The organism is Bifidobacterium sp. ESL0745 (genome assembly GCF_029433335.1).
Taxonomy (GTDB): Bacteria; Actinomycetota; Actinomycetes; order Actinomycetales; family Bifidobacteriaceae; genus Bifidobacterium.
In genome coordinates this window covers 1141513-1158674 of the sequence record NZ_JAQTHX010000001.1, presented here as the reverse complement: position 1 = coordinate 1158674, position 17162 = coordinate 1141513, and the positions used below count along the sequence as shown (strand labels likewise).

At 57.3% G+C, this 17162-nt stretch carries 10 protein-coding genes; 4 read left to right on the top strand and 6 right to left on the bottom strand.

All coding sequences use genetic code 11. The annotated features are described in order from the left end of the window. Window positions 1-162: 162 nt before the first annotated feature. Window positions 163-1089: an acyl-CoA thioesterase domain-containing protein gene (locus PT275_RS04505; protein WP_277152747.1), complete on the bottom strand. Its 927-nt coding sequence runs from the start codon at window positions 1087-1089 to the stop codon at window positions 163-165. Window positions 1090-1496: 407 nt separating this feature from the next. Beyond that, window positions 1497-3173 (bottom strand): energy-dependent translational throttle protein EttA, encoded by a 1677-nt coding sequence (gene ettA, locus PT275_RS04500; protein WP_277152745.1) that lies wholly within the window; start codon window positions 3171-3173, stop codon window positions 1497-1499. Window positions 3174-3502: 329 nt separating this feature from the next. Here ettA and PT275_RS04495 point away from each other — a divergent pair, with 329 nt between their 5' ends. Further along, window positions 3503-4393 (top strand): dioxygenase, encoded by an 891-nt coding sequence (locus tag PT275_RS04495; RefSeq protein ID WP_277152742.1) that lies wholly within the window; start codon window positions 3503-3505, stop codon window positions 4391-4393. Window positions 4394-4449: 56 nt separating this feature from the next. On the opposite strand, the gene PT275_RS04490 is transcribed toward PT275_RS04495, so the two are convergent. Beyond that, window positions 4450-4866 carry a peptide deformylase gene (locus tag PT275_RS04490; protein ID WP_277152740.1) on the bottom strand — a complete coding sequence of 139 codons (417 nt, stop codon included), beginning with the start codon at window positions 4864-4866 and terminating at the stop codon, window positions 4450-4452. Between the two features lie 282 nt (window positions 4867-5148). Between PT275_RS04490 and PT275_RS04485 the strand changes: the two genes are divergently transcribed. Next, window positions 5149-7215 (top strand): DEAD/DEAH box helicase, encoded by a 2067-nt coding sequence (locus tag PT275_RS04485; protein ID WP_277152738.1) that lies wholly within the window; start codon window positions 5149-5151, stop codon window positions 7213-7215. A gap of 207 nt (window positions 7216-7422) precedes the next feature. Then, window positions 7423-10173, top strand: a complete 2751-nt coding sequence (locus tag PT275_RS04480) for an excinuclease ABC subunit UvrA (protein WP_277152736.1) — start codon at window positions 7423-7425, stop codon at window positions 10171-10173. 9 nt (window positions 10174-10182) lie between these two features. On the opposite strand, the gene PT275_RS04475 is transcribed toward PT275_RS04480, so the two are convergent. The 3 genes from PT275_RS04475 to msrA all read right to left on the bottom strand — a co-directional run bounded on the left by PT275_RS04475 (window position 10183) and on the right by msrA (window position 12452). Next, complete coding sequence (locus PT275_RS04475) at window positions 10183-10620, bottom strand: PIN domain-containing protein (protein ID WP_277152734.1); 438 nt, start codon at window positions 10618-10620, stop codon at window positions 10183-10185. Then, window positions 10610-10921 (bottom strand): type II toxin-antitoxin system RelB/DinJ family antitoxin, encoded by a 312-nt coding sequence (locus PT275_RS04470; protein ID WP_277152732.1) that lies wholly within the window; start codon window positions 10919-10921, stop codon window positions 10610-10612. Before PT275_RS04470 ends, PT275_RS04475 begins: the two co-directional genes overlap by 11 nt. A gap of 493 nt (window positions 10922-11414) precedes the next feature. Beyond that, on the bottom strand, window positions 11415-12452 hold the full coding sequence (gene msrA, locus PT275_RS04465) for a peptide-methionine (S)-S-oxide reductase MsrA (protein ID WP_277152730.1): 1038 nt from the start codon (window positions 12450-12452) through the stop codon (window positions 11415-11417). Window positions 12453-12743: 291 nt separating this feature from the next. Here msrA and PT275_RS04460 point away from each other — a divergent pair, with 291 nt between their 5' ends. After that, window positions 12744-16928 (top strand): SNF2-related protein, encoded by a 4185-nt coding sequence (locus tag PT275_RS04460; protein ID WP_277152728.1) that lies wholly within the window; start codon window positions 12744-12746, stop codon window positions 16926-16928. Window positions 16929-17162 lie beyond the last annotated feature (234 nt).

Below are 17162 nucleotides of genomic sequence, written 5' to 3'. Positions count from 1 at the left end.
GTAAAGGTTTTAAAGATCGGTAAAAGAAATCCAAAAGGCCTTGTTCCCTAAATAAATCGCACCCCGATTGATAAACAGTGAAAGCTGTTCGACAATCGGGGTGCGATTTGCTTTTACAGTGCAGCAGGTTTTATCTGATCTTTTAATCGATAACTCGGACTTTTACTTCTTCTTGTCATCTTTCTTTTCCGGCACGCGGATGGTGGCTTCCTGCGTCATCGCGGCCAGGAGCCTACCGTCTGCCGAATAGACCTTGGCGATGCCCAGAGCGCGGCCGTGGCCGGCGACGGGGGCGTCCTGAACGTAGAGATGCCATTCGTTCATGTCGATATCGTCATACCACCACATCGAGTGGTCGATCGAAGCGTAGAAGATGCCGGGCGTCGAAATGCTCAGGCCCGCACGGCGCAGATCCGGCTCCATCATCACCTGGTCGCATTCGAGAGCCAGCAACGCACGGTAGGCGTTCTGCGAGGCCTTGACCGGGCTGGCCATGCGCATCCACACCAGCTGCTTGCCCGAATCCTTGTCGGCGCTCTCCTTGTCAGGAGCGAGCATGACGGTCGAGCCGATGTGGCGGATGTCGAACGGCGATTGTGAGGCATAGTATTTGGCGAAACTCGACTGATCAGCGTAAGGTTTCATCAGATCCTGGGCGCTCGTAAGTGTTTCGGGGTCCGGCAGGTTTTTGGGCATATCGTCGTTGAATTCCACCCCGGACTGGCCGGCCTTCTGTAGGCTTACCGTAGCGGTGAACAGGAGCTCGGCACCCTGTTTGGCGTCGACGCGGCGGGTGGAGAATGAGCGGCCGTCACGCAGCGATTCGACCTCGTAGCGGGTCTCTTCGTCGAGCTTGCCGACCTTGATGAACGTGGCGTGGATGGAATTGGCGACCTTATCGTCGTCTGCGGTGTCGGCAGCGGCAACGATGGCCTGTGCGGTCATCTGCCCACCGTAGATGCGTTCGGTGGGGTAGTAGAGGTTCGTGGCGTCGTGGAAGACGGTGCGTCCGTCTTGCTTTTCTCCGGGTTTGAGTTCAAGTGCCTCAACCGCCTGCTGCGCCGGGTCGTTCACCTTGACTTCCGCCATGTCATTCCTCGTTTCTGTCGGATTAACGCTTATGCGAGTCTATCCGCGCCGCCCAACTTTCCGCCCGAATTTCGCCACCATCTGAACCTGCCTATTTATTTATTATTTCTCTCCGGCCTCTCGGATTGATGTTTTCATGACGTATAGATGGCGGGGATATACAATGCTGAGGCACCCTCCAGGCCGGTAGGCCAAGCTTTATGCCACAGCATCGCATATCCCCGCCATCTATACTCAACGGAATCAACTCATTAATTTATATTGTCTTTAACATTGGCAAAGTTGAGTGGTGGGGGTGGGGTATGCGATGTCAGACCGTAAAGACTTGGCCTGAGCGGCCCGGAGCGTGTCGGACATCGCATACCCCACCCCCACCACGTCAGTAAATGCGAGGCAGTTGAAGTTGTCTAGCGCGTGAGCTTGCGGTGGATGCGATGGGGGCGGGAGGCCTCCTCGCCAAGGCGCTTGACCTTGTCTTCCTGATACGCCTGGAAGTTGCCTTCGAACCAGTGCCACTTGGCCGGGTTGTCATCGTCGCCCTCCCACGCGAGGATATGCGTGGCGATGCGGTCGAGGAACCAGCGGTCGTGGGAGATGACCACGGCGCAGCCGGGGAATTCGATCAGCGCGTTCTCCAGCGATTCCAACGTTTCGACGTCAAGGTCGTTTGTGGGCTCATCGAGCAGCAACAGATTGCCGCCCTGCTTCAGGGTCAACGCAAGGTTCAGGCGGTTGCGTTCGCCGCCGGAAAGCATGCCGGTGAGCTTCTGCTGGTCGCTGCCCTTGAAGCCGAAGCTGGCCACGTAGGCGCGGGTCGGCACTTCGACGCCGGCGACCTCAATGAAGTCGTTGCCGTCGGAAACCGCTTCCCAGAGGTTCTTGTTCGGGTCGAGGCCCTCGCGGTTCTGGTCGACGTACGAGATCTTGACGGTCTCACCAATGTCGAGCTTGCCGCTGGTCAACGGCTCCTTGCCGACGATGGTCTTGAACAGGGTGGATTTGCCGACGCCGTTGGGGCCGATGATGCCGACGATGCCGTTACGAGGCAAGGTGAAGGAGAGGTCGTCGATCAGTACGCGCTCGCCGAACGCCTTGCGGATATGCTCGGCCTCCAGCACCTGCGAACCCAGACGCGGCCCTGGCGGGATGACGATTTCGGAGAAGTCCAGCTTCTTGGAGTTGCGCGCCTCGTTCTCCATTTCGTCGTAGCGGGCCAGACGTGCCTTGTTCTTGGCCTGACGTGCCTTGGGCGAGCTCTTGACCCACGCGATTTCGTTCTTGAGTCTCTTGGCGAGCTTGGCGTCCTTGGCGCCTTGGATTTCCATACGCTTTTCTTTGGTCTCCAGATACGTGGAGTAGTTGCCCTTGTAGGGGTAAAGGTGGCCGCGGTCGACCTCGCAGATCCATTCGGCCACGTTGTCCATGAAGTAGCGGTCGTGGGTGACGGCGATGACGGCACCCTTGTAGGAATGCAGGAACTGCTCGAGCCACAGAATCGATTCGGCATCGAGGTGGTTGGTCGGCTCATCCAGCAGCAGCAGGTCTGGGGCTTCAAGCAGCAGCTTGCACAGGGCCACGCGACGGCGCTCGCCGCCCGAGCAGACCTTGACAGGCGTGTCGGGGTCGGGGCACTGCAGGGCATCCATCGCCTGTTCGAGCTGCGAGTCGATGTCCCAGCCGTTGGCTGCGTCAATTTCTTCCTGCAGCTTGCCCATCTCGGCCATCAGCGCGTCGTAGTCGGCATTGGGGTCGGCCATCTCTTCGCCGATCTTGTTGAATCGGTCGACCTTTTCGGTGATGTCGCCGAAAGCCGCCTTGATGTTCTCACCGACGGTTTTGTCCTCGTCCAGCGGCGGTTCCTGCTGCAGAATGCCTACGGAATAGCCCGGGGTCAGCTTCGCCTCGCCATTGGAGACGGTTTCCTGTCCGGCCATGATCTTCAAAAGAGTGGACTTGCCCATGCCGTTGGGACCGACGACGCCGATTTTCGCGCCCGGCAAAAAGCTCAGGGTCACGTCGTCAAGGATCACACGGTCGCCATAGGCCTTGCGAGCATTGATCATCTGGAAAATGAATTCAGCCAAGTATTCGTTCCTTCGTTCTTGTGTGTGCTTTGTCTCATTGCGTTTCAAAGGTCCGGCGGGATTTGCGTGACCCGCGGAGTCAAGCCAATTTTGGCATATCGAGTAGACGTTTGAAAGGAATCTTTGCGCTCGGTTTAATGCCGGTTTCGGGATGTTCAAAAAGAAATGACGCTCACTTGGGAACAAATGGTGGCGGTGATATGTTGGGTCTGGTAATGTGCTCGTTTCAACCTGTGTATTGTTGCGTCATACGATTATGGTGTTTTAGACTTGACGGACGTGATTGGCGGATTGAGAAGTACTGGTAAACCCGTGAAGGGAGCGGCACGATGGGACAGGAAATGACCAACTTTCAGGCGAATCTGCCCGAGGCTTTGCCTATTGAAAATCCGCTGAGCTCGGCTGACGCCCGGGTTCCGGCGGAGATTGAGCAATCTTCGGGACTGCTGCTGCAAGGCAGGCGCCTGCGCTCGTTCGCCTATACCACCGACGCCGCCGTGATCCACAACACCAACGCCGACGCCATTCTCGCTGTCTATCCGTTCACCGGACAGCCGGTCATCAATCAGGCCGTGCTTTCCGTGGCACAGGCTCCGGTGTTCGTCGGTGTCGGGGGAGGCACCACCACCGGCACCCGCGTACTTGAATTGGCCGTTTTTGCCGAAATGCAGGGCGTCGCCGGCGTTGTGTTGAATGCTCCCAGCGAGGTCGAGATCGTTCGCGAAGTCGCCATGACCGTGCATGTCCCCGTGATGGCGACGGTGGTGCAATGGGACGATAAGGTGCAGCGCAAGATCGAGGCGGGAGCCAAGATCATCAACGTCGCCGCGGGCAAGAACACCGCCGAGGTGGTCGCCCGTGTCAAAGATCGTTACCCGGAGATTCCCGTGGTCGCCAGTTCCGGCGGTTCGGCCGAATCAATCCGTGAAACCATTGAGGCCGGTGCCAATGCGCTTTCGTGGACGCCACCAAGCGCCGCCGACCTACAAAAGCAAATGATGGATCGTTATCGTCGCGGCGAAACCGGCCATGCCGACGGTGCTCAAAACGCACCGAGCTCACCGTTGCCCAATGTCAATCCCAATGGCACCGCCAAAAGCTTCTATACTTCCACGGCCACCATGGGCCACCCCTATACGGACGTCCCGCCGGTCAAGCAGCCCAGCCCGCGCCATAAGAAGCAGGCGCCGCCGAGCGATGCCATCGTCGAATCGAACTGAACGGCGGTACCGATATTGCCGATACCGGCGTTGAGGTTTCGTCCGGCGGCTGAATCCTAGATGAGCACGCCGTTGCAATGGTCGATTTCGTGCTGGATGATCTGCGCCGTCCAACCGCTGAAATTGGCAGTGTGCTCCTTGAATCTTCTGTCCTGATAACGGACCCGAATCGTTTCAAAGCGTGTCGTTTCCCTTCTGGATTTCAAGGAAAGGCAACCTTCCTCGGTTTGATAGGGGCTGTCTTTTTCGATGATTTCCGGATTGAACATCGTCATTATGCGGTCGGTGAGTTCGTCGTTGAACACGATGATTCGTTTGTGTTCGCCGATCATGTTTGCGGCCATGCCTACGCAACGGTCGGCATAGGCTTCGAGCGTATCCCTGAGATCCTGCGCGCATGCCAGATCGTCCCGCGTGGCTGGTCCGCTGGGTTGGCGCAGGAACGCCGGTGAGGTCGTGATGGGTTGCTGCATGATGATGTCCTTTGGAAATTCCCGTACTTTGCGTTCCAACGATAGTATCCGGCGTGCCGTCACCTCGTATGGTGTCGGATGAGGGTTTGATGAATTCCATTTAGCAAGGTTGTGGGGCGGATCTGATATAGTGAATTGTCCATTGAGAAGCCGGGGTCCGCACGTATGAGAGACAGGTCGGCTTCAATCTTTTGAAAGGCTATTGTGCCGAAGCGTCGTACTCATAAAAATAATTTAGAAAACTCTGCCGATTTTAGGGGCGGAGACTATGCAGGCTCACAAATGAATAATCCTTATAACTCAAATGAATCCAAAAAGGCCGAAGAAGCGGCCGAAAGCGCAGCTGCGTATGCCAAAACCGGCGACCAGCCCGAGCGCACCTTCGCCGAACTCGGCGTACCGGGCCCGCTCGTGAGCGTGCTTGCCCGTGACGGCAAGACCGTCGCTTTCCCGATCCAGGCTGATACCCTCGACGACTCGCTGGCCGGGCGTGATGTGCTTGGCCGCGGTGAGACTGGCAGCGGCAAAACGTTGGCATTTGCCATTCCGCTCGTCGCCCGTCTTGGCGAGCAGGGCGAGGGCGAAGGCGCGATGCGCGATTTCGAACGCATGGATCGCGGCGACCATAAGGCACAGAAGCGTGCCATGTTGCCTCATCCGCATGGAATGATTCTTGCCCCTACCCGTGAACTGGTCAATCAAATCAATGATGTTGTGGCTCCGCTTGCCGCCGCCTACGACATGCAGACCGCCACCATTTACGGTGGTGTCAAATACAGCCGCCAGATCTCCGAACTCAAGGCAGGTGCTGAAATCATCGTCGCCTGCCCAGGGCGTCTCGAGGATCTGCTGCGTCAAGGCGCACTTTCCATCGAGAATGTCGAGATCGCGGTGCTTGACGAGGCCGATGAAATGGCCGATATGGGCTTCCTGCCTTCCGTGCAGCGTCTGCTTGAGCAGATCGATCCGACCGGCCAGCGCATGCTCTTCTCCGCCACGCTCGATCACGGCGTCGATAAGGTCGTCAAGCAGTTCCTGCACGACCCGAAGATCCACGAGATTGCGCCCGCAGATGCGCAGGTCGACACCATGACCCATCACGTTTTCGAGGTTTCGCAGGGGAACAAATACGAGGTCATCCGCGAGCTGGCCAGTGGCAAAGGCAAGCGCATCCTCTTCACCCGTACCAAGTATCAGGCCAAGAAAATGGCCGACAAGCTGGTCAAGGAAGGCATTCCGGCCGTTGATTTGCAGGGCAACCTTTCGCAGAACCAGCGTGACCGGCATCTTGAGGCCTTTACTTCCGGCGATGTCAACGTGCTGGTGGCCACCGATGTGGCGGCGCGTGGCATCGATGTGAGTGATGTGGCGATGGTTGTGCAGACCGAGCCGCCGGAGGATCCAAAATCGTTCCTGCATCGTTCCGGCCGTACCGCGCGTGCCGGCGAATCCGGCGATGTGGTCACGCTCGTCCTGCCACAGCAGCGCCGTGACGCCCGTCAGATGTTGCATCGCGCGGGTATCAAGGCCAAGAGCGAGCAGGTCGTTCCCGGCGCTCCCGAGCTTGAGGAACTGGTGGGGGAGCACGCCCCGCTGGTCGAAGGCTGGACGTTGACTGTGCCGGTCGTCAATCGCAGGGCAGGGCGCACCGGTCGTGGCGGTCGCAACGAGGGTCGTGGCGGTCGTGGCGGTTACGGCCGTAAGGATCGTGGTGGACGTCGTGACCGCAACAATCGGCATGAAGGACCGGGCCGTTCGTTCGGCAAGCGTGGGCATGACGATTCGTTCGAAGATGCCGGTGCTCGCGGTGGCCGTGACAGCGATTTTAACGATTCGCGAGATTTCAAGGATTCACGTTCGCGTGGCGGTCGTCGCGACGGGCGTAAGAACCGCAACCCGCGTTACGATGACGGTCAAGGCCCGATTGATGGTCGTTCCTCGCGTGGTCGCCGTGACGACCGTCGTTCGCGCAAATTCTATGACGATGATTATCGCAAGGGCAGTGGCAAACGCTCCCGTCATTCCGACTACGATGATCGCGGTGTGCGAGGCGGCAAGGGCAAAGGTCGTTATGACGGCAACCGTTCCGACCGTCGTGACGGCGGTTATTCGCAAGGTTACGGCGATTCCTATGGCTCCCGTAAATCCAACCGCCACGGTGGTTATGGCAAGTTCAGCGGCAGTGGACAAGGCCGTGACGAGGGCTATGAAGGTCGTTCCGGCAACGGTGGCCGCAATGATGGATATCAAGGTCGTTCCGGCAACCGCAACCAGCGTTCGCGCAAAGCCGACGGTTTTCACCGTTCGCATGGCAAACGCAACTCGACCCCGTTCCGTCGTTCGCGCTGAAACAGGTAGTGATGGTTTCAGACCTGTTGTCTGTTAAATTCAGAATTTGAATTTTGTAAAAGGTGCTGTGGACTTCCATGGCACCTTTTGCGTTTCCATCAGGAATATGCATAGATGAGTCGATAAAGTCCGCTTTTCTCCTATTGGAAACCGACTGATTATGCTCGCATAAGAAACCGGGTGGGTACGGCGAATAGAGTTGAGCCCGTGAGCGATGGCGAGAATGGAATACGTAAGATGAATGCGGCAAACAATGGCAACAATGCAGCGGTGCGAGGTAACGCTACGACGTCGGCTTCTTTGGTACCTCAAGCCATTGAGGTACGCGGTGCCCGTGTCCATAATCTGCAGGATGTCGACGTTTCGATTCCGCTGAACGAACTCGTCGGTATCGCTGGAGTTTCCGGTTCCGGAAAATCGTCGCTGGCGCTGGGCGTGCTTTATGCAGAGGGTTCGCGGCGCTATCTTGACGCACTTTCGACCTACACCCGCCGTCGAATGACGCAGGCCGAGAAGCCTCAGGTCGATTCGGTGAGGTTCATTCCGCCGGCTTTGGCGTTGCGGCAACGGCCGGGTATTGGCGGCATGCGCTCCACCTTCGGCACTTCCACCGAGACGTTGAATGTGTTGAGGTTGATGTTCTCGCGTCTGGCTTCGCATCGTTGCCCGAATGGGCATTATCAGAAGCCGACGCTTGATGTCGCCGCTGAGATTCCCATTCATTGTGCGGTTTGTGGCGCACTCGTAGAGCCGCCCAGTGCCGAACAACTGGCATTCAATTCCACCGGTGCCTGCCCGAAATGTCAGGGAACCGGAACCATTCACGAGGTCAACGACGCCGCGATTGTTCCCGATAAAAACCTCACCATCGACGAGGGCGCCGTGGTGCCGTGGCGGACGTTCGGGTTCAACGTCCAGCCCGATATCGTTCGCGAATTCGGTGTGCGCACCGATGTACCGTTCAAGGACCTTACTGACAAGGAACGCGACATCGTTTTCAACGGGCCGGAGGAGAAGAAACCCATCACGCTTACCTCCGTCAAAGGCGTGCACCATATCGACTTCACATTCCGCAACGCACGGCTTACCGTGACCAAGGAACTTGAGCGCGCCAATGATGAGAAACGTTTGGCCAAGGTCTCGAAATTCCTGGTGGAGCGCGTTTGCCCGGATTGCGGCGGGTCTCGTCTTAATGAGGCTGCGCGTGCGCCGAAAATCGGTGAACGCAACCTGGCTGAAGTCACGGCTTGGCCGTTGCGCAAGGTGCTTTCCTGGGCCAAGACCGTACCGGATTCGTTGCCACAGGATATGCGGCAGATGGCTGATAGTCTGGTCGATACTTTGGAAGACATGGGTCGAAGGCTTATCCAGCTTGGCTTGGGATATTTGACGCTCGACCGTGCCAGCACGACGCTTTCCACCGGCGAGCGCCAGCGCGCCCAGCTTTCGAGAGCGGTGCGCAACGAGACCACGGGCGTGCTTTACGTGCTCGATGAGCCTTCCACTGGCCTTCATCCGGCCAATATCGAGGGGCTTATCGGCGTGATGCGTGATTTGTTGGCTTCCGGAAATTCGGTGGTGTTTGTGGACCATGACGTCCATGTGCTCAACGCCGCCGACTACTTCATCGAAATGGGACCGGGTGCCGGCAGCCGAGGCGGACGTATCCTCGCGCAAGGAACACCCGCCGAGATACTGCGTAACTCGAAGTCGCGCATCGCCGGTTTCCTCGACGGCTCCGAGCCCGTGGTTGTCCGTAAGCGCCTTGCGTTGCCGCCGGTTTCCGAAACGGGCTGGATCAGCATGAAAACGGATGCGATCCATACCGTGCACCCGTTGGATGTCGCCATCCCGCGTGGTCGGATGACAGCTGTCACCGGTGTTTCTGGCTCGGGCAAGACGACGATGGTTTTGGAATCGCTGATTCCCGCGTTGCAGGCGCAGGAGAGCAATACGCCGTTGCCGGCTCACGTTCGTTCGCTCGGTGCCGCCGGTATCACGCGCGTGCGTCTGGTCGATTCTACGCCGATCGGCATCAACGTGCGCTCCACGGTCGCCACCTACACCGGCATTATGGACATGCTGCGCAAGGCGTTCGCCTCCACCGCCTCAGCCAAGCAACGTAAGCTTAAGGTTTCCGCGTTCTCCTACAACACCGGTTCCCTGCGTTGCCCGCAATGTGATGGTACTGGTCAGATCAGCCTCGATATCCAGTTCTTGCCGGATGTCACCATCACCTGCCCGACTTGCGAAGGACGGCGGTATCGTCCCGAAGTCAACGATGTACGGCTTTCAACCCCAACGCATCCGCAGGGGCTGACATTGCCCGAAGTGCTGGATTTGGAAGTAGACGACGCCCTTGATGTCTTCGCACTTGATGAGGATTCCGCCCGGGTTTCCGCTTCCTCGTCTCATGGTTCTGCGAATCGGAAACGACTTGACACCGCAGCCGGTTCTGCGGGATTCGATGGATCGTTAGATGCTGTTGATTCCGGCGATATGATCACCTCCACTCTGTTGAAACGCATTCATAAAGCCCTCGGAACGCTCCATGATCTCGGCCTCGGCTACCTTACGTTGGGAGAGGACACTCCGAATCTTTCCGGCGGCGAAGCGCAGCGTCTCAAGCTTTCCAACGAGCTCGGCAAGCGGCAGAGCACGTCGCTTTTCGTCCTTGACGAGCCGACGACCGGTCTTCATCCGCTTGACGTTCGTACGTTGATCGACGTGCTGCAACGCCTCATCAAAGGCGGTGCCACGGTGGTTTTCATTGAGCACGACCTTGACATGATCGCCAACGCCGACTACGTCATCGACATGGGTCCGGGCGGAGGCGAGGAAGGCGGCACGGTTGTCGCCACCGGCATCCCGGACGAGATTGCCAATAATCCAGCCAGCATCACCGGTCGCTATCTGGCCAAACATTTAGCTGGTAGCGGTAGCCAGGCAGCAAAGTGAAACACTGCTTTATCCTTCATGCGGATTGCTTTCAAGGTTACTGACAAATTCGTCACTGCTGATTTTCGGCACTGACGAGTTGAGGAATGCCTTGACATCGCGTGAGACAAGACAGTCGGCCTGCCAACGCTCGGCACAAGCTCGGATAATCCCGTCTTCAAAGTCAGGTTCGTCAGAATCGACTGCTGTTTTGCAAATTGCATTGTCGATTGGGAGGATCTCGAACGCGTCGATAAATCTGCGCATCCAATTGCGTCGTTTCGTTTCTGGCAGGTCACGACGTGAGATGTAATAGGCATCTTTAAGACTCCCCGCACAAACCGCGACATTGGGCTCGTGGCTATTGGAGACTCGCATGAAGAACGAAAATGCTGCATCAGAATTTGGACGGTCGGTGGCCATGATATCGAGCAGAAAATTGGTATCTACGAAAATTTTATTTTTCACGGCGAGACAACTCCTCTTTGACATCGTCTGGTGTGAGTTTTCCTATATAAGAAGGCAACTTTATAGAGTCTCTGTCCGCTTTGGCTTCTTCAATCATTTTCTTGTGATCCATCTGGTGCTTTGGATAGCCGATTTTGAATCCAGTGGGGTAGGAGGATGGCTGGAAGGGCAGCATGCCGTCGCGCACACTTTGCTTCAGGAACATGGTGATGGCCGTGGTCATGTTGAGCCCCATTTTCTCGAACAGCTCCGCCGCGTCCTGCTTGAGTTCCGGGTCGATGTTCATCGTCAGTTTTGCCATATCGTCCTCTTTAAAGTTCGGTACCGTATTTTTGGGTATCTTCAGTATAGGCCGAGCAGCAGTATGTTGTATTGTCAATGCACCCATAATAACCTTCCAATAGCCGTATCGTCTCTCTTAACTATCAAGTCTATTGGTGCTATACACCTCAATGCAAGTTGGAACGGGTACTGTGGTCGAATGCTCGAAATCGTTGGTATAAAGCCGATTTGGTATCAAAAAGCGGTGTGGATAACTATTTTCTTATCCACACCGCCATGCGCAATCCGAAAACCTCGGTTGAGCTATATTGAATCCAGCTCGATCTGGGTTTCGATTCTGCGTTCCGGGTCAGGTTCAAGATTCTGATTCTGCCGTTTGCACCTGGATTGGGTTCCTGTTTCGCCTGATTCGGGTTTCGGTTTTTGTCTCGCCTTAGCTGCGTTCGCTTTGTGTCGAGACTCGGTCTGGGCCGAGTTCCAATTTCGGCCTAAGCCCAGTCCCATCCCTATACTCATTGTGCGTCGTCAAGCATTTTCACATACTTGCCGTATCCTTGCGCCTCCATCTGGTCGCGCGGCACGAAACGCAGCGAAGCCGAGTTCATACAGTAGCGCAGTCCTCCGCGGTCGCGCGGCCCGTCGTCGAAGACGTGACCCAGATGAATCTGCGAGTCGGCGGTGCGGATCTCAATGCGCGGCCGCCCGGGCAGCTTGATGTCGCGGTGTTCCGTCAAAGCAGATGCGTCAATCGGCTTGGAGAACGCCGGCCAGCCGCAGCCTGCGTCGAACTTGTCGGTGGAAAGGAACAGCGGTTCGCCGCTGACGATGTCCACATAGATGCCCGGCTCGAAATTCTGGTCGTATTTGTTGGTAAACGGGCGCTCCGTGGCGGCTTCCTGCGTCACCGCGTACTGCTCCGGGTCGAGGTCCCAGACGCGCTCGATATAGCGCTGGCGCTTGCCGACGTTCATCAGCTTTTGCACCGGAATATGGCAGTATCCGCCGGGGTTCTTGTCCAGATAATCCTGATGGTAGGTCTCGGCGGGGTAGAAGTTGTGCAGCGGTTCGACGATTACCGCGGATTCTCGCCCCTCGCGGGTGACAAGCTGTTGCAATGCCTTTTCGTATACCGCTTTCTGCACCTCGTTCAGATAGAACATCGCGCTGCGATACTGCCGCCCTGTGTCATTGCCCTGCCGGTCCACGGAGAACGGGTCGATGACGTCCAGAAACAGCAGCGTCAGCGTTCGCAAGGTCACGCGAGCCGGGTCATAGGTGACGCGCACGGTTTCCGCCGCATCGGTGGTCCCGGAACAGACCTCTTCATACGTCGGGTTTGCCTTGTGTGATTGCGCATAGCCGACCTGGGTGCCGGTGACCCCGTCGACGCCTTGGAAATACCGTTCGACGCCCCAGAAGCAGCCGCCTGCGAAATAGGCGGTCTGCGTTTGTGTGCCGGAACCGGATTCGCTCCCGTACCGTGCGGCGTTGTCATTGTCGTTTTTGCCGGTGTCAAAAGTTTCATATGCTTCGTTTGTGTCAGCGTCCATGCTCGTCATATCTCCTCCATATTCATATCATGTTATACCTGATTATTCATACGTTTCAGTCAGTGTGCCACAAGGCACCGCAAAAGGGCAGCGTGCGTTCGGCTAAGGCTGAAAGGTTGCGTTTGCCGGTACGTTCTTGCGTCGGTTCTGCAACAAGGGCGTCAAAAAGGAAACGGCATTTCACCAAATAGTGAAGTGGGGTAGAATAGAAGTTTGCGGTCTTGGTGTCTGTTGATATCAGAACCAGCGTCCAATGGTCGGCAAGATGGCAGTGAAAAAGGGGAACGCGATTTGGATTGGCATGCGTCGGTGTACGGGTCAAGAACCGGGAGCTCGGGGGGATTCGGGCTTGGGTCGGGTTCCGACAACGATACGTTCGGCGGGGTTGTCGACCCTGACGGCGGCGTGACGTTCGGTGCCAACGAGCCGGCGGTTCCCGAAAAAGTCCTGCGCCAGCGCGGTGGCAAGGCTTTCTACCGCGCCTACGAGGTCATTTCCAGCAGGCGCATGCACGATTTGACCTGCACTCCCGGCGAGGACGGCACGTTGCTGGCCGCAAGCGTCGAACCCGCGGACGAATTCGCAGACGATTACGTGGTGAGCGCCCGCATCGACGAGAACCATGGCGAGATCATCGAGGCGGATTGCACCTGCCCGGCATTCGGGCGGTTCGGCACGATCTGCAAGCATGTCATCGCGCTGATTATGCAATACAATGATACTCCGCAGAAGTTCGAGGAGCTGGGCAACGGCGTCGCCGCCTCTTCCGGATCGCGGGGTGGATCGGGCATCGGCGCCCGCCAGCGCAGGGTGGTCCGCCGCACGTCGCGGGCCTTGCGTTCCTTCATGGAGCAGGAGGATTCCCAGCTTGAGGCCCAGGCCAAGAACCGCCAGCTGGATCTTCTGAAGGAAGTCAGCAGCCGTGCTTCAGGTGATATCGGCAGCAATGTGGCGCTGAGCCGCCACATGCCGATCGGCTCGGTCGTACTGCGCCCGATGCTGGAAAATTCCGGTCGCGACTGGTATATGCGTCTGCATATCGCTGTGCCGTCCAAGGGTATTTCCTATGTTGTCAAGGACGTGCGTGCCCTTGTCGAAGCGGTGCAGCGTCGCGAATTCGTCACTTATGGCAAAAAACTCGCGTTTGTCCATTCCCGTGATTCGTTCGACGAGCGCTCGCGTTCGATTTTGGCCATTCTCGGGCGTGCCATCGAGATTCGCAAAAGCGTTTCCGGTGATTACAAGTTCTATCAGAGCAAGGCGGAGGCCCAGGAAATGCGGCTTTCCGACGATGAAACGGCCGAGCTTCTGGATTTGTTCGTCGATGCGGATGTGACGTTGGACTATGTCCCGGTTCACGGCAGTTTCGCTGCAGCCATTCCGGTTCGCGTGGTTGACGGCGACCCGGATTTGGGACTTCAGGTCGTTCGCGCGTATGACGAGAATGACAACAGCAACAACGGCACCAGCTCGCAAGATCGACGATTCGCGCGGCAACATGATGATGACGGATCACAAAAACACAGCTACGTCATCCTTCATTCCTTGAATATCGAAAAATTCATCATCGGTCGCGGGTCGTCGTTTGTGGTCGTCGGCAGTCCTTCCGCCAATCACGCTTTCGGTTTGGACACCCCCGAAATCCACCGTTGCTCCAGTGCCATGACCGCGAACCGCAATTTGCTCGGGGTACTGTGCACCGGTGACGAACGTGGCGATCTGTATTTGAGCGGTGATGACATCGAGGAGTTCTCCCGTACGGTGCTGCCTGCGCTTGATCCGGTCGTTGCGGATGGTGGCGATGATGCCGGCGAGGCGAGCAACACCGGTAGGTCTGGAGATGCCGACAATACGGCATCAGATGGCTCGTCGCAAAACGAAACAAGCACGATTTCCGGTACAAAATCCAAAGTAACCGACGACTTGACACCTGCCACATCGCGAGGCACCTCCCATCATGGCATCGCTGTCAAACTGCCGCCGGAATTGATTAAAATGCGCCGCATCCCCTGCCATATCGAGACATACCTCGATCGTGACAAGAACGGCATCACCTGCGATGTGCAGGCGCGTTACGGCGACGAACGCTTTCACGTCTTCTCCGGTATCGGCCCGAACGAGCCGGTCGCACGGGATCGCGAAACCGAGCGTCTGGCTGTGGAGGCCGTGCGCCAGTACTTCCCGATGCCGGAGGGCCCGATAGCGCGCATCCCTGAAGACAATGACAAGGCCATCTACAAGCTCTTGAATGAAGGGCTTCCCGTCTTGCGAGGTCTCGGAGAAGTGTTTTCCACGCCGAGTTTCGACGGGCTCACCTCCTCACCGCACCCCGTTTTCAAGATCGGTCTGTCGGTCAAATCCGGCCTGGTTGAAATCTCGCCGATCGCCGACGAAATCGACCCATCCGAAGTGCCGGCATTGCTCAACAGCTATCGCAAGCGTCGCAAGTTCCATCGTTTGCGTAACGGTGCATTCGTCAATATGGCCGACGTCGATACCGGCAAATTGGACGAGGTCAGCAGCGATTTGGGCCTTAAACCGGTCGACCTCGATTCCGGGGCCGTTTCCGTGCCCGCTTACGAGGCCTATTACCTCGACAACGAAGCGGAAGATGAAGATAAAAGTGATGAATTCCGCAGCTATTTGAATGATTTGCGCGTCATCGACCCGAAGACCTATAAGGTTCCGAGGTCGCTCGCGCATGTCCTGCGCCCGTATCAGGTTGAGGGCTTCCGTTGGCTCAATGCCGTGGCCGATAAGGGCTTCGGCGGTATTCTGGCCGACGAAATGGGCCTGGGCAAAACCGTGCAGATGCTTTCGTATCTGGTTGCCAGGCGTGGCGAACAGCGCCAGATCGGGCCGAACCTCATCGTCTGCCCGGCATCGCTGGTCTACAATTGGGCCGCCGAGTGCGCCAAGTTCGCCCCCGAACTCAACGTGCAGGTGCTCGCCGGTTCCAAGGCCGAGCGCCGTGCGACGCTCAAGAACGCGAAGGCGTGGTATGCGGGCGGAAAAGCGCAGTATCAAAAGAATGCGAATGGTGCTCAGCCGAGTCTTGATATTTCCATGGGCGCTTCCGACGACGGTTGGCAAAGTGCCAACAGCCCTCAACCTATTGATGATGACGGTGCAGATACGACACAATGGGTCGCGCCCGATGTTCTGATTACTTCGTACGATTTGCTGCGCCGTGATATCGAGGATTACGACGGCCTCGAATGTTATTGTATGACGCTTGACGAGGCGCAATATATCAAGAACCACGCCACCAAATCCGCCCATGCCGTGCGTTCCGTTAGTGCGCGTCACCGTTTTGCCTTGACCGGCACGCCGATCGAAAACCGGCTTTCCGAGCTGTGGAGCATCTTTGATTTCCTCATGCCCGGCATGTTGGGAGCCTACAAACATTTCCGTGACCGTTTCGAAATGCCGATTCTTTCCGGCGACGAAAACGCGCAGGCCAAGCTGCAGGCGTTCGTCGGCCCGTTCATTCTGCGCCGTCTGAAGTCGCAGGTCCTAAAGGATTTGCCGGACAAGATTGAAAACGTCATCACTGTCCAGCTTCAGGGGGAGCAGCGCAGGCTGTATGCCGCACTTGAGCAGCAGCTTCGGGCCACCCTCAACAAGCAGCGCGACATCGAATACAAGACCGGCAAAATCCAGATTTTGGCCCAGCTCACCCGCCTGCGTCAGGCCTGCTGCGACCCGCGACTGCTCTTCAGCAATGTCGGCAGCAACGTCGTCAAAAAGGATGCGCACGTCTGGGGCGAGCCAAGCCGCGAGGTCGAGCGTGCCGACGATGAATCGATTGATGAACTCAGCGAAACTGCCGATGAATCTGCGAACGCAATTGTAAGGAATGGTGATTTGTCGGTCGCGGGTTCTGGTGCTTCTGGCACCAATGTTTCGGAAACGTCGAAGGCTGGAAGCCCCGCTAAGCCTCGCAAAGTCACGTCGGCGAAGCTCGACGCCATCGAGGAGCTGGTCTCCAGCTGTCAGGACGCCGGTCGCAAGATGCTGATCTTCTCACAATTCACCAGCTTCCTCGACCTGATCGCCGAGCGCCTGCGCAAGAACGGCGTCGCCTACAACGTCATCACCGGTGCCACCCCCAAGCGCAAACGCCTCGAGCTGGTCGACCAGTTCAATTCGGACGATACCCCGGTTTTCCTGATTTCCTTGAAGGCCGGCAACACGGGCCTCAACCTCACAGGTGCCTGCGTGGTGGTGCACGCCGATCCGTGGTGGAACGCCGCCGCGCAGGAGCAGGCCACCGACCGCGCCCACCGCATCGGCCAGACCCAGGACGTCAACGTCTACCAGATTGTCGCCAAGGACACCATCGAGGAGCGCATCCTAAAGATGCAGCAGTCCAAGAACGACCTGGCCCATCGTTTCGTCGACAACGCCGGCACCGGCACCTCAGCCGGCATCTCGAACCTCACGAAGGACGATTTGCTGCAGTTGCTTGGTTAACGGTTGCATGGTTTATTAAAGAAGTAAGTTCGGTTGAACGTGCTGGTTTGGTTGACGTACCGGCTTGACGGAATGTAGCGGCTTAAGTGAATGCGGCTCGACAACGTATATTCGGCTTGGCTAAAGCGTGGCGACCTGTACGAGTGCTCTGACTTGTCCCAGCGCGCCAACTTTGCGGTATGTAGATTTCGGCTTAATGCACCAAGGCGTAATCAGTGCTCTGAAGTGATGGAA